24 protein-coding genes are annotated in these 22655 nt (G+C 63.4%); 7 read left to right on the top strand and 17 right to left on the bottom strand.

From position 1 onward, the window contains the following. Window positions 1-30 precede the first annotated feature (30 nt). Entirely contained in the window at window positions 31-1329 is a 1299-nt protein-coding gene (locus WDS16_RS00990) for a citrate synthase (RefSeq protein WP_338889817.1), read from the top strand. Between the two features lie 74 nt (window positions 1330-1403). Here the strand turns inward: WDS16_RS00990 and WDS16_RS00995 are convergent, their stop codons facing one another. Continuing rightward, window positions 1404-2198: a carbon-nitrogen hydrolase family protein gene (locus WDS16_RS00995; RefSeq protein ID WP_338889819.1), complete on the bottom strand. Its 795-nt coding sequence runs from the start codon at window positions 2196-2198 to the stop codon at window positions 1404-1406. 47 nt (window positions 2199-2245) lie between these two features. On the opposite strand from WDS16_RS00995, the gene WDS16_RS01000 reads away from it, so the two are divergent. Continuing rightward, window positions 2246-2887: a GntR family transcriptional regulator gene (locus tag WDS16_RS01000; protein WP_338889821.1), complete on the top strand. Its 642-nt coding sequence runs from the start codon at window positions 2246-2248 to the stop codon at window positions 2885-2887. Here WDS16_RS01000 and WDS16_RS01005 read toward each other — a convergent pair. Beyond that, window positions 2859-4193, bottom strand: coding sequence for an MFS transporter (locus WDS16_RS01005; protein ID WP_338889822.1), 1335 nt, complete (start codon window positions 4191-4193; stop codon window positions 2859-2861). The genes WDS16_RS01000 and WDS16_RS01005 overlap by 29 nt on opposite strands. Window positions 4194-4321: 128 nt before the next feature. On the opposite strand from WDS16_RS01005, the gene WDS16_RS01010 reads away from it, so the two are divergent. Together WDS16_RS01010 and WDS16_RS01015 are read left to right on the top strand one after the other, a co-directional pair. Further along, on the top strand, window positions 4322-4996 hold the full coding sequence (locus WDS16_RS01010; RefSeq protein ID WP_068377683.1) for a DUF2848 domain-containing protein: 675 nt from the start codon (window positions 4322-4324) through the stop codon (window positions 4994-4996). A gap of 24 nt (window positions 4997-5020) precedes the next feature. Next, window positions 5021-5380, top strand: coding sequence for an FKBP-type peptidyl-prolyl cis-trans isomerase (locus WDS16_RS01015; protein WP_338889828.1), 360 nt, complete (start codon window positions 5021-5023; stop codon window positions 5378-5380). Here WDS16_RS01015 and WDS16_RS01020 read toward each other — a convergent pair. From WDS16_RS01020 to WDS16_RS01035, 4 genes are all read right to left on the bottom strand, one after another. Then, complete coding sequence (locus WDS16_RS01020) at window positions 5377-6396, bottom strand: isopenicillin N synthase family dioxygenase (RefSeq protein ID WP_338889830.1); 1020 nt, start codon at window positions 6394-6396, stop codon at window positions 5377-5379. The two genes, WDS16_RS01015 and WDS16_RS01020, sit on opposite strands and share 4 nt — an antisense overlap. A gap of 74 nt (window positions 6397-6470) precedes the next feature. Beyond that, window positions 6471-7781 (bottom strand): sensor histidine kinase, encoded by a 1311-nt coding sequence (locus WDS16_RS01025; RefSeq protein ID WP_422395735.1) that lies wholly within the window; start codon window positions 7779-7781, stop codon window positions 6471-6473. Window positions 7782-7791: 10 nt separating this feature from the next. After that, the gene (locus WDS16_RS01030) at window positions 7792-8493 is read right to left on the bottom strand and encodes a response regulator transcription factor (protein WP_338889832.1); all 702 of its coding nucleotides are present in this window, start codon (window positions 8491-8493) and stop codon (window positions 7792-7794) included. Window positions 8494-8505: 12 nt separating this feature from the next. After that, the gene (locus tag WDS16_RS01035) at window positions 8506-8718 is read right to left on the bottom strand and encodes a hypothetical protein (protein WP_068377670.1); all 213 of its coding nucleotides are present in this window, start codon (window positions 8716-8718) and stop codon (window positions 8506-8508) included. A 111-nt stretch (window positions 8719-8829) separates the two neighbouring features. Between WDS16_RS01035 and WDS16_RS01040 the strand changes: the two genes are divergently transcribed. Then, complete coding sequence (locus WDS16_RS01040; RefSeq protein ID WP_338889834.1) at window positions 8830-10161, top strand: deoxyribodipyrimidine photo-lyase; 1332 nt, start codon at window positions 8830-8832, stop codon at window positions 10159-10161. Here WDS16_RS01040 and WDS16_RS01045 read toward each other — a convergent pair. Continuing rightward, complete coding sequence (locus WDS16_RS01045; protein ID WP_338889835.1) at window positions 10158-11060, bottom strand: DMT family transporter; 903 nt, start codon at window positions 11058-11060, stop codon at window positions 10158-10160. The two genes, WDS16_RS01040 and WDS16_RS01045, sit on opposite strands and share 4 nt — an antisense overlap. A 144-nt stretch (window positions 11061-11204) precedes the next feature. After that, window positions 11205-13061, bottom strand: coding sequence for a propionyl-CoA synthetase (locus tag WDS16_RS01050; protein ID WP_338889836.1), 1857 nt, complete (start codon window positions 13059-13061; stop codon window positions 11205-11207). Between the two features lie 194 nt (window positions 13062-13255). On the opposite strand from WDS16_RS01050, the gene WDS16_RS01055 reads away from it, so the two are divergent. Continuing rightward, complete coding sequence (locus WDS16_RS01055) at window positions 13256-14119, top strand: DUF559 domain-containing protein (protein ID WP_338889838.1); 864 nt, start codon at window positions 13256-13258, stop codon at window positions 14117-14119. A gap of 65 nt (window positions 14120-14184) precedes the next feature. Here WDS16_RS01055 and WDS16_RS01060 read toward each other — a convergent pair whose 3' ends face one another. From WDS16_RS01060 to WDS16_RS01075, 4 genes are all read right to left on the bottom strand, one after another. Continuing rightward, window positions 14185-15258 carry an ABC transporter substrate-binding protein gene (locus WDS16_RS01060; protein WP_338889839.1) on the bottom strand — a complete coding sequence of 358 codons (1074 nt, stop codon included), beginning with the start codon at window positions 15256-15258 and terminating at the stop codon, window positions 14185-14187. 65 nt (window positions 15259-15323) lie between these two features. After that, entirely contained in the window at window positions 15324-16103 is a 780-nt protein-coding gene (locus tag WDS16_RS01065; protein WP_338889840.1) for an ABC transporter permease, read from the bottom strand. Continuing rightward, window positions 16100-16921, bottom strand: coding sequence for an ABC transporter permease subunit (locus WDS16_RS01070; RefSeq protein WP_338889841.1), 822 nt, complete (start codon window positions 16919-16921; stop codon window positions 16100-16102). Before WDS16_RS01070 ends, WDS16_RS01065 begins: the two co-directional genes overlap by 4 nt. Further along, window positions 16918-17697, bottom strand: a complete 780-nt coding sequence (locus tag WDS16_RS01075) for an ABC transporter ATP-binding protein (RefSeq protein WP_338889842.1) — start codon at window positions 17695-17697, stop codon at window positions 16918-16920. The genes WDS16_RS01070 and WDS16_RS01075 overlap by 4 nt, the downstream gene beginning before the upstream one ends. Window positions 17698-17832: 135 nt before the next feature. Here WDS16_RS01075 and WDS16_RS01080 point away from each other — a divergent pair, with 135 nt between their 5' ends. Then, complete coding sequence (locus WDS16_RS01080) at window positions 17833-18198, top strand: hypothetical protein (protein ID WP_338889843.1); 366 nt, start codon at window positions 17833-17835, stop codon at window positions 18196-18198. Here WDS16_RS01080 and WDS16_RS01085 read toward each other — a convergent pair. Genes WDS16_RS01085 through WDS16_RS01105 form a run of 5 tightly spaced genes read right to left on the bottom strand, consistent with a single transcriptional unit; the run spans window position 18175 to window position 22585 of the window. After that, window positions 18175-19680, bottom strand: coding sequence for a carboxyl transferase domain-containing protein (locus WDS16_RS01085; protein WP_338889845.1), 1506 nt, complete (start codon window positions 19678-19680; stop codon window positions 18175-18177). The two genes, WDS16_RS01080 and WDS16_RS01085, sit on opposite strands and share 24 nt — an antisense overlap. Window positions 19681-19690: 10 nt before the next feature. Further along, entirely contained in the window at window positions 19691-20887 is a 1197-nt protein-coding gene (locus tag WDS16_RS01090) for an ABC transporter permease (protein ID WP_338889847.1), read from the bottom strand. Continuing rightward, the gene (locus tag WDS16_RS01095; RefSeq protein WP_338889848.1) at window positions 20884-21774 is read right to left on the bottom strand and encodes an ATP-binding cassette domain-containing protein; all 891 of its coding nucleotides are present in this window, start codon (window positions 21772-21774) and stop codon (window positions 20884-20886) included. The genes WDS16_RS01090 and WDS16_RS01095 overlap by 4 nt, the downstream gene beginning before the upstream one ends. Then, a complete protein-coding gene (locus WDS16_RS01100) occupies window positions 21771-22322 on the bottom strand; it encodes a hypothetical protein (RefSeq protein ID WP_338889849.1) in 552 nt (183 codons plus the stop codon). Before WDS16_RS01100 ends, WDS16_RS01095 begins: the two co-directional genes overlap by 4 nt. Then, window positions 22319-22585: a helix-turn-helix transcriptional regulator gene (locus tag WDS16_RS01105; protein WP_338889850.1), complete on the bottom strand. Its 267-nt coding sequence runs from the start codon at window positions 22583-22585 to the stop codon at window positions 22319-22321. The genes WDS16_RS01100 and WDS16_RS01105 overlap by 4 nt, the downstream gene beginning before the upstream one ends. Window positions 22586-22655: the final 70 nt, after the last annotated feature.

Consider the following 22655-nt stretch of genomic DNA (forward strand, 5'->3'; position numbering starts at 1 on the left):
TCCGTTACAAGAGTTCGAGAGGGACCATTCGTGCCCGCTGAGAATGACGCCAAAGCCACCCTCACCTATCCCGGTGGCGAACACATCATGTCCATTGCCAAGGCGACCGAAGGCAATGACGGCATCGAGCTGGGAAAGCTGCTGGCTACGACCGGCTACACGACTCTCGACGGTGGGTTCGTCAACACTGCCTCGACGAAGTCGGCGATTACCTACATCGACGGCGACCAGGGAATCCTTCGTTACCGCGGATACCCGATCGAACAGCTTGCCGGTAAGTCTTCGTTCATCGAGGTCAGCTATCTGCTGATCTACGGTGAGTTGCCTTCCGAGGACCAGTTGGAGAAGTTCACCGACAAGATCCGTCGACACACGCTGCTGCACGAGGATCTCAAGCGGTTCTTCGACGGATTCCCCCGCAACGCGCACCCGATGCCGGTGTTGTCGAGCGCGGTCAACGCACTGTCGGCGTACTACCAGGATTCGCTGGACCCGAACGATCCGGCGCAGGTCGAGCTGTCGACCATCCGATTGCTGGCGAAGCTGCCGACAATCGCGGCGTATGCGTACAAGAAGTCGGTCGGCCAGCCGTTCCTGTACCCGGACAACTCGAAGAGCCTCGTCGAGAACTTCCTGCGTATGACGTTCGGTTTCCCGGCCGAGCCCTACGAGGTCGACCCTGAGATCGTCAAGGCGCTCGACATGCTGCTCATCCTGCATGCTGACCACGAGCAGAACTGCTCGACGTCGACGGTTCGTCTCGTCGGATCCTCGGACGCGAACCTCTTCACCTCGATCTCCGGCGGCATCAACGCACTGTGGGGACCGCTGCACGGCGGCGCCAACCAGGCTGTGCTCGAGATGCTCGACAAGATCAAGGCCGAAGACGGCGATGCCACCGACTTCCTGCGTCGCGTGAAGAACAAGGAAGACGGCGTGAAGCTCATGGGCTTCGGGCACCGCGTCTACAAGAACTTCGATCCGCGCGCCACGCTGGTCAAGGAAACCGCGCACACCATCCTCGGCAAGCTGGGCAACGGTGACGAGCTGCTCGACATCGCGCTCAAGCTCGAGGAGACCGCGCTCACCGACGATTACTTCGTCGAACGCAAGTTGTACCCGAACGTCGATTTCTACACCGGCTTGATCTACCGCGCGATGGGCTTCCCTCCGCGCATGTTCACGGTGTTGTTCGCCATGGGCCGCCTCCCGGGCTGGATCGCGCACTGGCGCGAGATGCACGAGGATCCGTCCACGAAGATCGGCCGTCCGCGCCAGATCTACACCGGTTACACCGAGCGCGACTACAAGGACGTCAGCTCGCGCTGAGAAATGCACGAAAAGAGCCGCCGTACCCGACAGGGGACGGCGGCTCTTTTGTCATCTGCCCGGACTCGGTCGGGTCAGAACTGTCGACGATTCGCGAGCACCGGGAGCTTCTTGCGAACGGCGTCGACGAGACCGGTGTCGATGTCCACGGTGAGCAGCCCCGGTGTCGCGTCGAGTTCGCCGAGGACCTCACCGGTGGGGGAGCTGACGACCGAATGCCCGACGCCCAGTGGCGCGGTACCTTCGGCTTCCGCTGGTTCCGCCTGATCGCACGCCGCGACGTAGGCGGTGGAATCGAGAGCGCGTGCCCTGGCGAGCAGTGACCACTGTTCGACCTTGCCTGGTCCGCTGCCCCAGGATGCGGGGACGACGACGAGCTCGGCTCCGAGATCGCCGAGCTTCTGGAACAGGGCCGGAAAGCGAATGTCGTAGCACGTGGCGAATCCGACGGTGACTCCGTCGATCTGGACCGTGAGTGGTTCCGATCCCGGTGCGACAGTGTCGGATTCGGCGAATCCGAAGGCGTCGAAGAGATGGATCTTGTCGTACGAAGCGTCGACTGTCGGCCCGGTGATCAGCAGTGTGTTGGCGACGCGGCCTTCGTCGGCGGGGGTGAACATGCCGGCGACGATGGTGATGCCGATACTCTTGGCGATCTCGCGGACGGCATCGGCCCACGGGCCGTCGAGTGGCTCTGCGATTGTCCGAATGGGTCCACCGAAGCAGCGCATCATCGCTTCCGGGAACACGACGATCGTCGATCCCGCTTGGTGGGCGGCGCGGGCGTGCTTGTCGATGATCTTCAGGTTGTCCGACGGTTCGGTGCCGCTGGTCACCTGCGCGAGGCTGATTCGAATGGTGGTACTCATCGGCTGATCTCCTGGTTTCGTATCGCTATCAGAGGTATACATAGCGTATGCAATCGCTATCGGGTCGGGACAAGGCGTACTCGTTCGTTCGCGATCAAGTGCTCACGTCACCCGCCGCCACCGGCACGTTTCTCAACGAGCAAGAACTCGCCACCCGAATCGGTGTGTCTCGCACGCCGGTTCGCGAGGCTCTGCTGATGCTGCAGGCCGAGGGGCTCGTCGAAATGGTACCCAAGCGAGGCGCCCACGTGCCGGCGATGTCCGGCCGTCAGATCGGCGAGCTGATGGAGTTGAGAGGCGTACTCGAGCGGCATGCCGCGAGTGCGTCGTTGAAGGCAGGTGCTCCGCCGGTCTCCCAGATGCGCGACGCGCTCGACCGGCAGGAACATCTCGCCGACACGCGAACTGCCGAGGGGGCAAAGGAATTCATCGATCTGGACGGTCTGTTTCATCAGATCCTCGTCGATGCGGCGGGCAGCGAACTGCTCTCGCGGACCTACGCCGGACTCCGGGCTCGCCAACTGAGGGTCGGGTTGACCGCTCTCTTCGCTGCCGCGGACCGTCAACGCAACGTGTGCTCCGAACACGAGGCCATCGTCGCCGCCCTGGAGGAGGGCGACGAGGGCCTCGTACATCGAGCGATCGACGATCATCTCGAAGTCACACTGCAGATTCTGCTGCGGGCGTAGCGCCCGTCATGACCTTGTACTCCTCTTCTTCGGCGCGGTCGGGACCCCTGCCCAACGCAAGTCCGATCAGCGTGAGGACGCCGACTATGGCGACGTAGACGACGATCAGTTCCCAGCTGTCGGTCTTGTCCAACAGGAAGACGAAGATCAGCGGAGCCATCGCGCCGCCGACCACGCCTGCCAGCGTGTAGGCGAGCGAACTGCCGGTCGAGCGGAGTCGGACGGTGAACTGCTCGGTCACGAACGCTGCCTGCGGCCCGTACATGAACGAGTGGAATGCCAAGCCGACGACGATTCCGAGAATCAGCAACGGTAGCGAACTTCCACCGATTATCAGGAAGAAGATGGCGCTCCACGTGACGCCACCGATGGCGGCGACGCCATAGACGAGCCGACGATTGATCCGGTCGGACAGGGCTCCCGCCAGTGGGATCAGTCCTAGCTGGAACGTCGAGCCGACGAGGATCGCGATCAGAACTTCGCTTCGTTCGAACCCGAGCTTCTGTGTTCCGTAGGTGATCGAGAAGACGGTGAACAGGGCGTAGATGACATCGGGTGCGATGCGCGACATGATTGCGGCGACAAGCGGACGTCGTTGCGTCTTGAACACTTCACTGATCGGCGCTTCGGATCGGTCGCCGCTCTCCTGCAGCGCCTTGAACACCGGTGTGTCCTCGAGCTTCAGTCGAATCCACAGACCGAATCCGACGAGCACGGCCGAGAACAGGAAGGCGACACGCCAACCCCACGATTCGAACTGCTCCTCGGTGAGAGCGAGCGTCAATCCTGCGAGTGCGCCGTTGGCGAGAAGATTGCCTGCGGGCGGTCCGATCTGTGCGGCGGAGGACCAGAAGCCGCGCTGGCTGGGGTTGCCGTATTCGCTCGACAGCAGGACTGCGCCGCCCCACTCGCCGCCGACTGCGACTCCCTGGGCAAAACGCATCGTGACAAGCAGGATCGGCGCGACGATGCCGATCGTGTCGTATCCGGGGATCAGTCCGATGGCGAACGTGGTGACGCCGATCAACAGCAAGGTGATGACGAGTAGCTGCTTGCGTCCGATCACGTCGCCGAGTCGTCCGAAGACGAATCCGCCGACGGGACGGGCGATGTACCCGACTGCGTAGGTCGAGAACGCCAGCAAGGTCCCCGTCAGTGGATCGCTGTCGGGGAAGAAGACGATCGGGAAAATCAGCGCAGCGGCAGCGGAGTAGACAGCAAAGTCGTACCACTCCAATGCCGTGCCGGTGAGGCTCGCGGCGAATGCCTTCGCCAGGCCTTTCTTGTCGACTGTCTGCGCAGTCATGGCGGCTCCTTCGTCTGTGCCTTGGGTCACTCGTCCCGTTGTACCATGTCCATACTTGATGTATACAAGACGTATGCGCAAGTGTTTCGGCGTATTGGAAACAATCAATTAACGAGAGGCCCTCCTTGATGCTGACGTTCACACTCCCTGACGGTTCGACCGAAACGGTCGAGCCTCGCACACTGCTCAACGCCGGCTACGCGGGTCGCAACCAGGACGAAGTGGCGCACCACATCGCCGAATTGGCAGAACTCGGTGTTCCGGCTCCGACCGTCACCCCGGCGATGTACCCGATTTCGCCGTACCTTGCGCAGCAGACCGATGAGGTGCACGTCCAGCACGGTCGCACGTCCGGAGAGGCCGAATGGGCGCTGGTGATTCTCGGTGACACAGAGAACGACGTCCTGCTCACCGTCGCATGCGATCACACCGACCGCGAGCTGGAAGTTCACAGCGTCGCCTGGAGCAAGAACGCATCCCCCGATGTGCTGGGAACCAACGCGTGGCGGTTGTCCGATGTCGCCGATCGCATCGACGAGATCACCCTGAAAGCCTGGGTCGGCGAGACGCCGATTCAGACGGGTTCCCTCGCCGATCTGCTCTCACCGAAGTACTGGCTCGACGTCCTCCGTGAGCGTGGATTGTTCGAGCGTGGAACCATCCTGATTTCGGGCACGATCTCGATGCACCCGGGCGTCGACCAGTTCGCCGATTCCTGGAAGGTCGAGATGGGCGATCCGGCTACCGGCAACGTGCTGACCTGCGAATACCGGACAATTTTGATGCCTGCCCCAATCGGCTGACGACCGCGAAGTAGGGTGGACCGCGTGACGAAGCCAATTATCGAGTTCCAGGCAGGCCCCCCGCCCGTCGATCTAGTCATCGTGGATTTGGTCGAGGGAGACGGCGCCGAAGCCGTTCCCGGGGGCAATGTCGAGGTTCATTACGTCGGCGTCGAGTTCGAGTCCGGAGAGGAATTCGACTCCTCGTGGAATCGCGGCGAGTCGATCAAGTTCCCGCTTCAGGGCCTGATTCAGGGCTGGCAGGACGGAATCCCCGGCATGAAGGTCGGCGGCCGTCGTCAGCTCACCATTCCGCCGGAGCTGGCGTACGGACCTGCAGGGCAGGGCCACCGGCTGTCGGGCAAGACGCTCGTATTCGTGATCGACCTACTCGAGGCCAGCTAGCGCAATGCAGGGATGGCGGCCCGTGCTCGGGCTGCCTCCCGCGTTGCCGTCGTATTGCTCTTTCCGCCTCGTGAACCCGCCAGTTTCGCGGCGATGTGCTCGGCAACGGTGACTGGTTCGTAGTGAAGTGCCTCTCCGGGTTCGACACACGAGTCGAGCGGTGCGATAGTCGCGTCCAGATTCCCGTCGTGAAAGAACGCCACCGAACGACGTCGGACGATGTTTCCGTCGACGACCGGTGGCCGCACCCGATGCAGGGTGGACAACCACCGATCGTTGGTGAGCCTGGCCGTCAGGTCCCCGAGGTTGATCAGCACCGCATCGTCTGCGGGTGACACATCGTGCCAGCGCAGATCGCTGCCGACTACCTGTAGCCCCGCCACCTGGTCGGCCCAGAGCACGGTGACCAGGCCGTAGTCGGTGTGCTCGCCCATTCCGTCCAACTCGCCGTCGAGCTCTATCTCCCCGGGTGGAAGCGCGTAGTTGTTCATTCGCAGAGTGTCGAGTGAGTTGTTCGTGATCGATTCGAAGAAGTCGGGCGCAAGGCCAAGGGCGTCGGCGAAGATCTGGGTGAGTGTGCGCGCCACCCGTGCTGCGTGCGCGAAGTAGGTCTCGACGGCATCGACGAAACCGTCGACCGCCGGCCATACATTGTCGACCCCGTCGCCGGTACCGACGTTGAACGCCTCGAAGAAGTCGTTCATGCGTGTCGCCGACTCCACCCCGAGGCTCAGGCTGAGCGATTCGCTCTTCGGTGCCGTGTAGCCGCGATTGACATCCGGCGGCATGATGTACGACGCCTTGTCGGCGGGATTCAGTGCGAAGAAGCCGTCGATTGCGCGTCGAAGGCCGTCGAGGACGGACTCGGGGATCCCGTGCCCGGTGATCGACATGAATCCGACTGCGCTGCACGCGTAGTCCAGGTCGGACGCGACTGCCCGTCGGCTCTCTTCGGTGCCGTGCCCGACGTAGGGCGAGATATCGATCGTCGGTACGTGAAACTGGGTCAGCGACATCGTTCGATTTTTGCAATATCGATCGCACCCGTGGGTTTCTTCGGTGTAAATAGTCCTTGTTTGCGCCTCGGCAATTACTCGCTCACCGGTGCAGCGAGCTGGAGTACGAGGCGCGCCCCACCCAGCGGACTGTCGGTGAAGTAGGCGCGGCCTCCGTGCAACTCGGCCTGCTGCTCGACGAGCGCGAGCCCGAGACCGGACCCACCCTTCGTCGCCGACGCACCGCGGTAGAACCGCTCGAATACCGATTCCCGTTCGGCCGACGGGATCCCCGTTCCGTCGTCGTCGACGGTGATCCGCACCAACGCATCGTCCCGCGCGATGGCAATCGCAACCTGACTGGCATTGCCGTGCCGGACGGCGTTGATGATCGCGTTGTCCAGCGCGAGCCGGAGACCGGCAGGGAGCGCCTGCATCACCAACGACGGCTCCGAGTCGATGCGCACGTCGAGCTCAGGATTCTGGCGCATGGCGTCCTGCGCTGCGATGTCGCAGATTTCCACGACATCGACCGGCACGCGGTCGTTCTCGCTCGACAGTTCTCCGGACGCAAGCCGCTCCAACGCGGACAGCGTCGCTTCGACCCTGCCTTGAGTGCGTTGCAGGTCCTCGAGAATCTCGGATCGTTGCGGTGGCTCGAGATCGAGCGTCCGGAGGACCTCTATGTCGGTGCGCATCGCCGTCAGCGGAGTGCGCAGTTCGTGCGCCGACACCGCGGCGAAATCGCGAGCGGTCCCGAGCGCCTCGTTGGTACGGGCCTGCGCTTCCCCCAGACGGTCGAGCATGTCGGCGATAGCGACGGCAAGTTCGTCCGCCTCCTTGACGCCGGTCCTCGTCGCAGGTGAACGTGGAGGCTGGGCGCTGACCTGTTGCGTCAGCGTCACCAGCGGTTTCACTGCGCGGCCGCCGAAGATCCACCCAAGTCCCGTCGACGCGGCCACCGCTGCCAGTCCGCCGAAGATGACCCAGCGTTGCTGGTCGTCGGTGACGCGTTGGGCCTCGATCGCCGGGACTCCGATCGAGATGACGATGTCCGTCGCGGACACAGCCTCGGAGGTGTACACCCGAAAGAGATTGCCGTCGACGTCGACGGTCGCGGAACCTTCGTCGAGCGCGGGAAGCTGCGTCGGAGTCGATGCGATCACCAGGTCGCCGGTCCGAATCGTCACCGCGAAGGCGCCGGAACTGCCGAGTTGATCGAGGAAGAGCTCGAGGCTCGCCGAGTTGGGGCTGAGGACCTGGGATGCCGTCGTGAGGCGCTCGTCCAGGTTGCTGACGTTGTTCCGCGAAATGGCGACGGATGCGACGATGCCGACGGTGGCAACGACGATGGTTGCTCCCAACGCTGTCGCGGCGGCGACTCGCGCACGGAGTGAGAACCTCACGATGATGCCTTCATGATGATGCCCGGAGAACGAAACCGACGCCGCGGACGGTGTGCAGGATGCGTGGCTGGCCGTCGACCTCGATCTTCCGTCGTAGATAGCCGACGAACACGTCGACGACGTTGGTGTCGGCGACGAAGTCGTAGCCCCATACCAACTCGAGGAGTCGTTCACGGGTGAGGACGACGCCCGAGTTACGGGCAAGGACGGCAAGTAGTTCGAACTCGCGTTTGGTGAGATCGAGTTCGCGATCGTTCACGTGGGCGCGGTACCCGGGGATGTCCACGCGGAGGGCACCGATGGCGACGGCCGATCCGCTGTCGGGCACCGCGGGAGCCGTCGACCTCCGGCGCAGCATCGCGCGGATACGCGCCACGAGCTCGGCCAGCACGAACGGTTTGGTCAGGTAGTCATCGGCACCGGACTCGAGACCGGAGATCCGATCGTCGACCGAACTCCGCGCGCTGAGCACGCAGATCGGGACATCGTTCCCCATTGCTCGCAGGGCTTTCACGACGCTGGCGCCGTCGAGCACGGGCATGTTGATGTCGAGGACGACGACGTCCGGAGTGCGCTGCGCGACGACGGTGAGTGCCTGTCCACCGTCCACCGCGGTGATGACGGTGAATCCGGACAGGCGAAGTCCGCGTTGCAGTGAGGCGAGCACGTCCGCGTCGTCGTCGACGACGAGGACTGTGGCAGATTCGGGCACGCCTCTATGTTCTCAAGCCGCCCAGCTGTCCACTGTCATCTGGCGTTCCTCGGGCGATTTGGCGAAGAATTCTTCGAGCGCTTCGCGGCGTTCGCGATCGGCGTCGAGGGTCCACGCGACCGCCGGTGCATTCGCGTAGAGCTTGGCGTAGAACGATTCGAAGCTGCAGGTGCTGTTCACCAACGACGCAGCTCCCGGGAAAATCGGGGTTGCTGTGTTTCTCATGTTTCCCAAGGTAGAAGACAATATTGGGCGCCCGGTGAGGCAAGTATGGGAGAACTGTGAGAACTCGGCGTGAGTGGATTGTGCCGAGATTGGGCGGGTATGACTTGTTCCATGACTGTGGTGTGGTTTCGACGCGACCTTCGAACGAACGATCTCCCGACGCTGACGACCGCAGCGGACTCGGGCGGGCAGGTACTCGGACTGTTCGTCCTCGACGATGTACTGCTGAAGGCGTCGGGCGGGCCGCGTCGCGACTTTCTGTTTCGCAGTCTCGAGGCACTGGACGAACAGTTGAACGGTCGGTTGCTGGTGGTCAAGGGCGACCCCGAGTCGGTGGTGCCGAAGGTGTGCAAGGCCGTCGATGCCGATGAGGTCCACGTCAGCGCCGATTACGGGCCCTACGGGCGCACTCGCGACGAACGCGTGGGTGAGCACGTGAGGTTGGTGCCGACGGGGTCGCCGTACGCGATTGCGCCGGGGAGGGTTGCCAAGAGCGACGGTGAGCCGTACCGGGTGTTCACCCCGTACTTCCGGCAGTGGATGGAGCATGGGTGGCGGGGCCCGGCAGATACGTCGTCCGACACCGTGGACTGGCTCGATCCGAGCCAGGTGAAGGGCATCCCGAAGCGCATGAAGATTCCGACCGAGAAGGATGCGTCGGACGCGCCTGCAGGGGAGAAGGCGGCGTCGGACGCGTGGGCGGAGTTTCTCGAGCGAGTGTCGGGCTACGACGACGAGCGTAACCGACCGGACCTGGATTCGACGTCGCGTATGTCGGTACATCTGAAGTACGGAACCATTCACCCTCGTACCATGCTGGCGGATCTGGGGAAGCTGCGCAGTGAAGGTTCCGCGTCGTATCGGCGACAGATCGCATGGCGAGACTTCTACGCGGACATTCTTTTTCAGCGGCCGGACAGTGCCCGCGAGAACTACGACAAGAAGTTCGACGCGATCGAACTCGACACGGGCAAGCACGCCCAGGAGATGTTCGATGCGTGGAAAGACGGGCGAACGGGCTTTCCCATCGTCGATGCCGGGATGCGCCAGCTGAAATCCGAGAACTGGATGCACAATCGGGTCCGCATGATCGTGGCGTCGTTCCTCGTCAAGGATCTCCACGTGCCGTGGTGGTGGGGAGCCCGGTACTTCATGGATCGCCTTGTCGACGGTGATCTGGCGAGCAACCAGCATGGGTGGCAGTGGACGGCAGGAACGGGTACCGACGCATCACCGTACTTCCGGGTGTTCAATCCGATAACGCAGGGTGAGAAGTTCGATCCGACAGGCGATTACGTGCGACGGTGGGTGCCGGAGCTGCGCGGTGAGGAAGGAAGAGCCGTACACACACTCAAATTCGGGCGACCCAAGGACTACCCCGAACCGATCGTCGACCACAAACACGAACGCGAAGTTGCCATCGCGCGGTTCAAATCCCTCTAGCGCCGACGCGACAGACCGACGCCGACGAGGCAGATCATGCCACCGACGACGGCGAGAAAGTGCGGGACTTCGCCGAGCAGAATCCAGGCCATCAGGATCGTCAGCGGCGGAACGGCGTAGGTCGTGATGCCCAGCCTCCCGGCGTCCATTCGTGTCAGCGCATACGCCCAGGTGCTGAACGCGAGGGCCGTCGGAACGAGGCCGAGGTAGATCAATCCGCCGGTCGCCCCGGCCGACGCCGTACCGAGGTCCTCGATCAGCGCGGGTGCGAACGGCAACGTGCACAGTGCGCCGATCGCGCAGGCCATCCACGTGACCTGCAATCCAGGAACGCTTCTGAGGACCGGCTTTTGGCTGAGCACGCCGATCGCGTACGTTGCGGCAGACACGAGACACAGCGCGATGCCGAGGAAATCCCCGTCGGTCTTGGTGGTGTCCGTTGTCGTGACCGCGGTGACGACGCCGACCAGGACGGCGCCGGAGAACGCGATAGCCGCCCCGATCACGAGCCATCGCGGAAATCCTTCGCCCAGCAGAAGGCCGGCGAACAGGGCGACGAGGATCGGTCCGATCTGAATGAGCATCGAGGTCGTACCAGCGTCGACTCGCTGTTCTGCGGCGTTCAGCGCCACGTTGTAGATCGCGAACCAGAACACGCCGACGCTGATGATCTGAATCCACTGCGTCCGTCCCGGCCTGACCCACGTGCCCCTGAGCAGGAGAATCGCACCGAGTGCGACGGTTCCGATGAGCAAACGACCGAGTGCAAGGGGGCCCGCGCCGAACGACGTCCCGACGCCCCGGATCGCGACGAACGCCGACGCCCATGCCAGCACTGTGATGGTCACGGCTCCCAGTGCGAGCCAGTCGGTCTTCTTCGTGGTGTCGAGCGCAGTCATGTCGCTCACGCTAGCGCTACGCCTCTGTGCTGGTCGCGCGGATTTCGGACATTGTTGCTCGGGTTTCTGCCGTGTGGGCCGCTGGCCCAGTGGCACGGATAAGTGCACCCTGACGTACTCAACCGTGCCACTGAGCCCGGAAGGTCACCTGCGTAGCAGTTTCTCCAGGGCATCGAGCACCGCCGGGTCCTCGATCGTCGACGGCACTCCGTATTCCTCGCCGGCGACGATCTGCCGCATCGTCTTCCGCAGGATCTTGCCGGACCGCGTTTTGGGCAGCGCCCCGACGATCGTGACGTCCCTGAAGGTCGCGAGAGCGCCGATCTGATCACGCACCATCGCGACGAGCTCGGTGCGCAGTTGGTCCTCGGAGATAGTCTCCCCGGCCTTGAGAACCACGTATCCGCTCGGGCGCTGCCCTTTGAGGTCGTCGTGGATTCCGATCACCGCGCATTCGGCCACGGCCGGATGGCTCGCCACGACGGCCTCCATCGATCCCGTCGAAAGTCGGTGTCCGGCAACGTTGATGACATCGTCGCTGCGGCCGAGGACGTAGACGTATCCGTCGGCGTCGATGTAACCGGAGTCGCCGGTCAGGTAGTAACCGGGGAACGTGTCGAGATATGAGCGCCGGAAGCGGTCCTCGTCGTTCCACAACCCGACGAGTGTGCCGGGCGGAAGTGGCAGCTTCACAACGATATTGCCCTCGGTCCCCGCATCGACTTCGGCGCCCCTCGCGTCGAGAATCCCGACCTGGAAGCCCGGCACTGCCACTGTCGGCGATCCCGATTTGATCGGAAGTGGTTCCAGACCACGAAGATTGGCACAGATAGCCCAGCCGGTCTCGGTCTGCCACCAGTGGTCGACGACCGGACGGTCCAAGGTGCGGCTGACCCACTCGTAGGTGTCCGGGTCGAGTCGTTCACCTGCTACGAAGACGGTAGCGAGAGAGGAGAGGTCGTACTTCTCGAGTTCGCTCGCGTGCGGGTCGACCTTTCGGATCGCCCGGAGCGCGGTCGGTGCAGTGAACAACGCACGGACCCCGTGGTCCTGGATCACCCGCCAGAACGCTCCGGCGTCGGGAGTGCCGACGGGTTTGCCCTCGTAGAGAACGGTCGTGGCACCTGCGAGTAGCGGGCCGTAGACGATGTAGGAGTGCCCGACGACCCAGCCGACATCCGATGCCGTCCACATCACCTGGCCTTCGCCGACGTCGTAGATGTTGTGCATCGACCACATCAGTGCGACGGCATGGCCGCCGTTGTCGCGCACCACTCCCTTGGGCTTGCCGGTGGTGCCGGAGGTGTAGAGAATGTACAGCGGATCCGTTGCTCGCACCGAAACTGGCTCGGCTGCAACAGCATCGACGAGTTGCTCGTCCCAGTCGAGCCAGCTGTGCTCGTTCGTGATGCCTTCGCGTGCTCTGACGATCACGGTCGGTTTCGGTGCTCTCGTGAGGGCCAGGGCCTTCTCGACGATCGGCAGATACTCGATCACCTTGCCCGGTTCGAAGCCGCCGCTGGCGGTGACCAGCAATGTCGGCTCGGCGTCGTCGATCCGCGCAGCGAGTTCTTTGGCCGCGAACCCGCCGAACACCACCGAATGCACCGCACCGATGCGCACACACGCCAGCATCGCGACGACGGCCTCGGGGATCATCGGCAGATATAGGACGACGCGATCGCCGACGTTCACACCGTTCTTCACGAGGACACCGGCGAACAGCGCTACCTCGTCGAGAAGGTCGGAGTACGTGAACGAGCGCACGGTGCCGAGCATCGCGGAGTCGTAGATCAGGGCGGTCCGGTCGCCGTGCCCGGCGTCGACGTGCCGATCGAGCGCGTTGACGCACGTGTTGAGCTCGCCATCCGCGAACCAGCGTCCGCCTGTGAACGCCGAGGTCGGAGGCGTCGTCCAGTCGATACCACCGGCGGCCTCCAGCCAGAAACCTTCCCGATCGGAGATGCTGCTGTCGAATGCATTTCGATACTCGCCGCTCATGGGGGAAGCCTAGTGCGCGGGCGGGCAGTTTCGGCCGGATCTGATTGCACACTATCGTCGTGAATCGACGGGAAATGGCCGATCTGCGACGATAGTGTGCAACCAGGTCCGCTTCAGCTTGTGGATAACTCGAGTTATCCACAATTCCGCATTGCCCCCTACCGCCCGAGGTCTCCATCGGCAACGGTGTTCGCATGGGGGTACGAACAGCCGCACAGCTGGTGGAGTCGGGAATGAGCCGCGGTGCGATCGCTCGTCGGGTGAAGTCCGGAACGCTGACCAGGGTGCTTCCTCAGGTCTATGCGACCGACAAGCCCGATTTCGTCGACCTGTGCACGGCTGTCACGCTTTGGAAGTCGGATGCGGTGATCAGTCACCTCACGGCGGCGTGGCTATGGGGACTCGTGGAGCACGAGCCGGATCGGGTGGAGGCAACCATCGATCCGTCGAGTTCGGCTCGTTGTCCGCAGTGGATTCGGCTCTACCGACGCACACTGCCCACGATTGCGACCTTCCGCGGACTCCGTGTCGTCACCATCGAGCAGGCTTTCGTCGACGTGGCTGCGACCTTGCCGACGGCCGAATTGGAGAGATTCTTCGACAGCGTCATCGACAATCACATCCCCTGGCGACGGGTGGCGCTCATCGTCGGTACGGCCAAGGGCATGAACGGAATGAAAGCACTCCGGGAACAACTGCGACGCTGCTGCCCGGGGACTCGGTCCGAACCCGAGCGGATCGTGGCCAGGGCGCTGACCGCACGCAACTTCTACATGGAACTCAACGCGCGAGTCGGCCAGTTCTACGGCGACCTGGTCGACTTTCGTGCGCGCGTCATCGTGGAGATCGACGGCCGCATGTTCCATAGTGATCCGGCGACGTTCGATAGCGATCGCCGACGCCAGAACCAGCTCGTCCTCGAAGGATGGCTTGTGCTGCGGTACTCGGCGGCGACGGTTCATGCGGATCTCGATCGGGTGGTCGAGGAGATCATCACCGTCGTGCGTCGGCGTCGGAAGTCGATCGATTCGTCATCGCGGACGCTTCCCCGGATCTGACTGCACACTATCGTCACGAATCGACGGGAAATCACCGATCGGCGACGATAGTGTGCAAACCTGCACTACTTGAGGTCCGGATTCTCCTCGTAGACCTCCGCGAGCACGGACATGTCGAACAGCTCGTCGGCGGTGATTTCGATACCAGCTGTCGCGAGGGCGGCGATGTTCTCGTCGATGAGCGCCTGCGTCATGGTGAACAAGCCGTTCGCCTCGGTGTCGGCGGATACGACCAGGTCGTTCTGCGCCGTCGCTTCGAGTACCTGCTCTTCGAGTTCGAGGTTCTGGTCCTTGCCGAACACCTCGACTGCCAGGCGCGCGGACTCGCGCGGGTCGGCAACGGCGTCGCGCCAGCCCTGGATCTCGGCCTTTAGGAATGCCTTGAGCTTGTCGCGTTCGTTGTCGATCGTCGACTGCAGGACAGTCAGTGTCTCCGCGACGAGAGGAAGGTTGTAGTCCGCGAACAGGAAGTTCGCGTTCTCGAAACCTTTGGCAGCGAGTGTGATCGGCTCGTTCGTCACATAGCTCACCCAGCCGTCGACCTCGCCGTTGGCCAGTGGGCTCGGGTCGAACTGCGCCGGGACGATCGTCATCTGGCTTTCTTCGAGCCCGTTGGCCGCCAACAGTGCTGCGAACACCAGCTGGTTCGAATCTTGTACCCCGATGCGCTTGCCGACCATGTCCTGCGGTGAATTGATCGGTGACGCAGCGGAAGAGACGATGCAGAACGGATTCTTCTGGAACGTCGCCGCGACGATTTTGGCCTCCAGCCCGCCGAGTACTGCGGGCGCCGTCAGCTGCGGCGCAGACGTACCGATCCATACCTTTCCGGTGTCCAAGCCTGCTTCGACGCCGGTGCCGGCCGCGCCACCGGCGATGAGTTCTACGCTGCCGAACCCGGCGTCTGCGTAGTAGCCCTTCTCCGTCGCGAAGTACTCACCGGCGAACTCGATGTTCTTGATCCACGACAGCTGCATCGCGACGGTTCCGTACTGCGAACCGTCGTCGGTGGATCCACCGCTCGACGACGACGAATCGCTGCTGCATGCTGCGAGGACGGTTGCGCCGCCGATGGCCAGAGAAGCCATACCGCCGTAGCGAAGCAGCGACCGTCGGTCGAACTGTGAGGAAAGGTTCATGAATCGGAACTGTAAGTGTCCTCCGTTTCAATCGAATTGCTCGCAAGCGCCCTACTGTTAAGAACTCATTTCATCCGCTGCAGCGCAAAGTTCTCCAGCAACCCGACGATCGCGTAGAGCACGATCGACACGACGGTGATGACGACGATCGACGCCCAGAGTTCGTTGTACTGGTACCGGGGGATTGCCTTGATCATCGACGACCCGAGACCCTGCCCACTGCCCAGCCATTCGCCGATGAGGGCGCCGATCAGCGCACCGGGAACGGAGATGCGTGCTGCGGCGAACACCGATGGCAGCGCCGACGGAACTGCAACCATGCGCAGGGCCATCCACCGGTTTCCGCCGTACGCCGCAATCAGATCCTGTGCACCCGTGGGCGCTTCACGCAGGCCGACCATGATCATGACGAGGGCAGGAAAGAACACGACGATGGCGACCATGACCGTCACGCCGACGATCCCGCGCCCGAAGATCAAGACGATGATCGGAGTCAGCGCCACGAGAGGCACTGACCGAAGCAGCATTGCAACCGGCATGAACGTCTGCTCGACGGCTCTGGAGACGACGAAGACGGACGCGACGATCAACGCGGCGCCCATGCCGACGAGGAAGCCGACTCCGGCGTCGCGCAAGGTTATTTCGAGGTTGGAGAAGATGGTTTCACGATGTGCGGCGGACTTCTCGTCGCCGAACAGGTACGTCCACACTGCAGCGGGAGTTTGGCCGACGCGAGGCCCCACCTGAGGGAACGCTTCGAGGAAGACGACCCAGATGACCAACAACAGAGCGAAGGCGATGCCGATCGGGGCAACGAAGCGGAACACTCCGCGGGCGAGTGTCATGCTGTCTTGCCTGAGGTCCACGGCGTGACGAACCGGGCGATGATCGCGACGATGGCATACCCGAGCCCGGCGAGAAGTGCTGCGGCCAAGGCCATGCCCCACGTTCGGGGGACGTTGTACGACGTCTGTGCTGCGGTGAGTGCGACGCCGATTCCGCTGTCGACGCCGCCGAGGTACTCACCGAGGATCGCGCCGAGGACGGCGGACGGTGCAGCGATCTTCAGCGCGGCGAACATGGACGGCAACGCGGCGATCGACTGCACCCGCCGGAACTTCTGCCACCGCCCGCCGCCGTATGCGGCCACGAGATCGAGGCTGGCGACCTCGGCTGAGCGCAGGCCGGTCAGGGTGCCGACCATCGTCGTGAAGAAGCAGTACATCGCGGCCAGGAAGATCGTGGGTGTGCGTCCGCCGAACACGACGAGGATGATCGGGCCCAATGCCAGCAGCGGCGTGCAGTAGCTGAGGATCGCGAGCTGAGTGGCCAGCGATTCGACGGGTGGAACCAGAACGACCAATACCGCAAGCGCGATCGCCAGTAGGTTCCCCCAGACGAAACCCTGCAGGGCGCCGGCGGCGGTGATCGAGAAGTTCGGGCCGTAGAGCGCCCAACCGTCGTCGAACATCGTCGCCAGCACGGTCCACGGGCTCGGGATCGTGCCGCCGGCGACAGCGAGTGCGGCGAGTAGCCACCACACGAGTACGAGTCCAAGGATGCCGATCGCGCCCCCGAGCCATTTCGGGCGGCCGAGAGAGGATCGGCGAGTGGATGTTTCGGTCTGGGCCTGGGTGACCTTTTCGATATCTGCGAGCGTCATGCGACGCCCGCCCTTCCGAACAGCAGGCCGGACAGATAGTCGTGCAGCGTGTGGAACTCCGGGGTGCGCATCATCTCCGGGGTTCTCGGACGCGGTAGGTCGATGGGCACGACCTCGAGGACACGGCCCGGACGGGGCGTCATGACGGCCACGACGTCGGACAGGAACACCGCCTCGGCGATGCCGTGGGTGACCATCAGCGTCGTAGCCGGTTTTTCGGTCCAGATCCTCAGGAGTTCGAGGTTGAGTCGCTGGCGGGTCATGTCGTCGAGTGCGCCGAAAGGTTCGTCGAGGAGAAGGACGCTCGGCTTGACGACGAGTGACCGCGCGATCGACACACGTTGACGCATACCGCCCGACAATTGCGCAGGCTTGGCCTTCTCGAACCCTTCGAGTCCGACGAGTTTCACGAGATCGGCGATGAGTTCTGGATCAGACGGGAGCCCGGCGACCTGCAACGGCAGCGTGATGTTCGAAACAACGCTGCGCCACGGAAGCAGCGCCGAGTCCTGGAATGCGATGCCCAGTTCGTGTCGGGTGCGCAGTTCGGCGGGGGACTGGCCGTTGACGAGTGCGGTCCCTGTGGTCGGGGTGTCGAGTCCGGCCAGGATCCGCAGAACCGTCGACTTCCCGCAGCCAGACGGGCCGAGCAGTGAGAGAAACGACCCCTCGGGCGTCTCCAGGGTGACGTCGGTGAGGGCTTCGACCGACTTTCGGCCGAGGCTGAAGGTCTTACCGAGGCCGGAGATGTTCAAGCCAGTGCTGGTGCCGATCATTCCCCGGACAGTAGGAGCGAAGAGTTGCGTGCGCGTTGCGTCTGTGTCACCGCGGCGTTCCTGTCGCGGCTATCGGCGTAAGGATGTCGTCAAGAGTGTGGCGGCGTCGGTTCGGCACCGACGAGACTTCTCGATGTGACCATCTTCGAACTACTGCCTTCTCTGAAGGCCGCCTGCCGACCTCGATTCGATCCTGCCGTGTGGCCGCCGTCGACCTGCTATCACCTGGGCCGCATCATGCTCGACGGCGTGGCCGTGGAGGATCATGCCGACTGCTACGGCACCCCGAGCGTGCTCGACGGTGTCCTCGTCACGCGGGTGCGATCGGTGATCGCGGGTGTCGTGCGTATCGACGGTGACTGCGCGCGACCGGTGGACGCCGAGATCGCCAGCAGGCACTCCGTCGCGCCGCGGGAGTTCTTCGCCCTCGGCGACACGAAGATCGAGTTGCCGTCGGACGTGCGTGCCGGCGACGTACTAGCGGTGATCCCGAAGACCTAGATGTCGGTAGCGGTCCATCCTCCTCGCGACGCGATCGCCACCGTGACCACGTTGGGCGCCCGCGAGTTCGCGGGCAATGGCTCCGGCTACCCGCATCGAGAACTCGACGGGTTCCTCGGCCGCGTCGGGATACTCGGGAACGATCGCGTCGACGATGCCCTCGCGCAACAGGTCTATCGAACGAATGCCCTGAGCCTCGGCCATCTCCGGGGCGTGGGTGGTATCGCGGTGGACGATGGCGCTCGCTCCCTCGGGCGGCAGCGGGGCGAGCCAGGCATTCTGGGCGCACAGAGTCCTGTCTGCCGGTAGCAGTGCGAGCGCGCCACCACCTGTTCCCTGGCCGAGAAGGACCGAGACAGTGGGGGTGTCGACGGTGACGAGATCGCTGATGCAGCGCGCGATCTCGGGTGCGAGGCCGCCCTCCTCGGCTTCCTTGCTCAGGGCGGCACCGAACGTGTCGATGACAAGCACCAGCGGGATGCCGAGCTCTTCGGCCAGCTTCATTCCGCGGCGTGCTTCGCGAAGCGCACCTGGGCCCATCGTCGCCGTGACGCTGTGGCTGCTGCGGTCGTTTCCGAACACGACGCACGAGATGCCGCGAAACCTGCACAGTGACAGCAGGATAGTGGTGTCCGATTCGCCCTGGCCGGTACCGCTCAGCGGAACTTGTTCGGTGGCAGCATGTTCGAGGAGTTGACGAACACCGGGGCGGTCGGCGCGACGGGATGCTTCCACGGAATACCATGCGGAGCGGTCGGGTATATCGGCGACGGCGGGTGCCGGGTCGAGATCTCTCGGAGTCTCGGTGTCGCCGCTGACGACCCGTAGGGCACGCACCATGAGGTGACGAAGGTTTCCGACCGGGACGACGCCGTCGATGACGCCGTGGTGATAGAGGTTTTCCGCAGTCTGCACACCGTCGGGAAAGGGTTTGTCGTACAGCGCCTGGTAGACGCGGGGGCCGAGGAAGCCGATCAGCGCGCCCGGTTCGGCGAACGTGACATGGGCGAGCGATCCCCATGATGCGAACACCCCGCCGGTCGTCGGATTGCGGAGGTAGACCAGGTACGGCAATCCGGCCTCCTTGTGGAGGGTCACGGCGCCGGCGATCTTCACCATCTGGACGAACGCGAGCGTTCCCTCCTGCATCCTGGTCCCGCCCGATGTGGGTGACGCGATGAGCGGAAGTTCTTCGGCAGTGGCTCTTTCGATGGCGGTGACGATTCGTTCGGCGGCCGCGACGCCGATCGATCCCGCCAGAAAAGCGAACTCGCAGGCGATGATCGCGACCGGTCTGCCGTCGATCAGGCCTTGTCCGGTCAGTACCGATTCGTCGATGCCGCTCTTCTCCCGAGCATGTGCCAGGTCGGCGGCGTACTCGGGGCCGGGGGACACGTCGAGTGGGGTGCGATCCCACGACGCGTACGATCCGCCGTCGAGAACTGCATCGAGTATCTCGGCGGCGGACGTTCGCGTGTTCATGGAAGGAAGCTTAGCGAGCAAACGCCTCTTTCCACGTGACGGTCTTGCCGATACGCAGGATCGACCGCTGGTAGATCTTCGCCGCGACGACGGCGAGCGCTGCAGTGGTGGCTGCCATGATGAGCGCGGTGCCCACAATTTGATAGAGCGGTGCGACTCCGGCCGCAATTCGCAGCGGCATCATGACGGCGGAGAACGGCGGAATCCAGCTCAGCACGTTGCTGAGTGTGCTCTCGGGATCACCCACCGAGTAGAACGCCGCAAAGAACATCGCCATGATGAGGATCAGGAGCGGCATCGTCGTCGAGTTGACGTCCTCTTGCCGCGAAACCATCGATCCACCGGCGGCGTAGAGGACTGCGAAGAACGCGAAGCCGAGCACGAACCAGCCTAGTGTGCCGGCGAACACGCTGATCGCTGTTCCGGTCACGGTCAACATGCCGGTGGCGAGGCCGGTGCCCACTCCCGCTGCGCCGTACGCCGCGAGTTGCAGAATGCCGACTGCACCGATGCCGAGGATCTTGCCCCACAGCAATTGCAGAGGCCGCACCGTCGAGAGCAGCAGTTCGACGACGCGCGAGGACTTCTCCTCGACGACGCCCATCGCGACATACATTCCGAAGCCGATGATCTGCGCGTACAGGATGAACACAGCCGCGAGCGACAACGCAACGCGTTGTCCCGCCTCGGGATCCGGCGGATCGATCGCGTCGACGGTGACGACCGCGTTCGCCGTTTCCGCTGCGAGGGTTGCCTGATCGACGCCCTGCTGGGTGAGGGCAGCGTCGGTCGCCTGGGCTTGGACGCTTCCTTCGACGACGGCTCGCAGTGCACCGGTGAGCTCGGATTCGGTGACGGCGGTGTACGCGCCCGAGCCCGTAGGGACGAGAGCGACTGCAACGTCGCCTGATTCGACGATCGAGCGAGCGGTGTTCGCGTCGTCGATCTCGCGAACCTCGACGGGATTGCCGACGGCGTCCCCGGTTGCGCTCAGGACGGCAGCGATGGATTGGTCGCCGACGACCCCGACGACGTCTCGCTCCTCGTCGTCGCCACCCGAGAATATGGAGAACGCGATTATTCCGCCGACGATGACGGCAAGGATGATGACGTTGCTGATGATGAAGCTCTTCTTCATCACCTGAACAGTGAACTCGCGCTTGGCGATCAAACCGATTGCGCGACGGGACGACATTTGCTGGCTCATGCGACGGCCTCTCGGAACAGATCGCTCAGTGATGGCTTGTGGAAGGAGAATTCGTGTACCGGTCCGGTCGCCAAGGCAGCTCGAAGGATGGCCTGGTCATCGGTTCCCGGTGCGACGCTCAGTATCGTTCGGTCGGTGCTGTGACTGATTTCGCGGACGCCGGGGATGCCGTCGGCCCACCCGGCAGCCGCAGCCGGTGCGTGTACTTCGAGCTGTGCGTCTCCGCTGCCGCGAAGCTCGTCGACAGTTCCCACTGCCTTCATCGAACCTGCTGCGATGATGCCGACGCGATCGCACAGTCGCTGAACGAGGTCCAGCTGGTGACTGGAGAAGATGACCGGGACACCGGAGGCCGCCTTCTCTCGGAGTACCTCGCTCATGACGTCCACGGCGACCGGATCCAGGCCGGAGAACGGTTCGTCGAGAACCAGGACGGCAGGATCGTGTACCAATGCTGCGGCCAACTGAACCCGTTGCTGGTTGCCGAGGCTCAGTGCGTCGACAGTGTCGTTCAGTCGCTCGGCGATGCCGAGTCGCTCGGTCCAGGTCGTGACGGCGGACTTCGCCTGCGCCGACGAAAGTCCGTGTAGTTCAGCGATATAGGCGAGCTGAAGTCCGACTTTCATTTTCGGATACAGTCCGCGTTCCTCTGGCATGTATCCGATGGTGCGTCGAACGTCGAGGTCCACCGGTTTGCCGCCGAGCAGGACCTGGCCGGAGTCCGCGGACAGAACGCCGAGGACGATGCGCATGGTGGTGGTCTTGCCTGCGCCGTTGCTACCGACGAATCCGAACAACTCGCCGGGGTGGACGTCGAACTTCACCGACTCGAGAGCGATCTTGTCACCGTACTTCTTCGAGATGTCATCGATCGTGAGGGTGCTCATGGTGCCCTTTCGGTCAGGATGTCTTCAGAATCGGGGTCAGGGGTGATCCAGGCGAGAATGATTGCCGGGGAACAGATGCCGGCCGTCAGTGCAATCAAGGTCCACGTCCCTCCGGCGTACGCGAGGCGCTCGTTGTCGACGGCACTGGAGAGGACTATCAGGATGAATACCGCGACCATGACCAGGCCCTGTGTGATCGTCAAGCCGATCGAGCGAGCCTCGTTGCGCTGCTGTACTTCCCATTCGTCGAGTGCGCCGACGGGCGCGTCGCTGTGCCTGCCCGACACAGTTTGCAGCATCGTCCACACAACGATGAAGACGACTGTCATAGGTATCAATAGGAGAGGCACCCACTTCCAGAACAGCGACGAAATGGAGAGGGCCAGAAGGATCAGAAGGGCTGCGATCACCGCGACGCACAGTGCGCGTCGGCGTTTCTGCGTGCGCCACTTGGGAAGCCAGTGGCGAGTCTTGTTGTCGTTCTCCAGGAATCGCCGGGTGCGGTAGGTCTGATAGCGGGTAAGGATGGTGGGTTCGGGGAGGTTCATGGTGCCCTTCGGAAGAGTTCGGCAGACAGTGGGCCGAGTTCGGTACGGGAGAACACCGCCTCGACGGGCAGGTCGAAGACGTCGCAGATTCTCAGCGCCAGGTCCAGGCTCGGGTAGTGATCGCCCCGTTCGAGGGCGCCCACCGTCTGTGGGTTCACTTCGATGAGCTCTGCCAGATGGGCTCGGCTCATCTTTCGTTCGGCTCGCAGAACTCCCACCCGGTTGTAAATCGGGAGCGTGTTCCCACGCTTTACGGGGCTCATGGAACAAAGTGTTGTGTAAACCCAACGATCTGTCAACCGGTGGATACGCCCCAGTGGCACGAAAGAGTGC

The sequence above is a fragment of the Rhodococcus sovatensis genome, from assembly GCF_037327425.1.
GTDB lineage: Bacteria > Actinomycetota > Actinomycetes > Mycobacteriales > Mycobacteriaceae > Rhodococcoides > Rhodococcoides sovatense.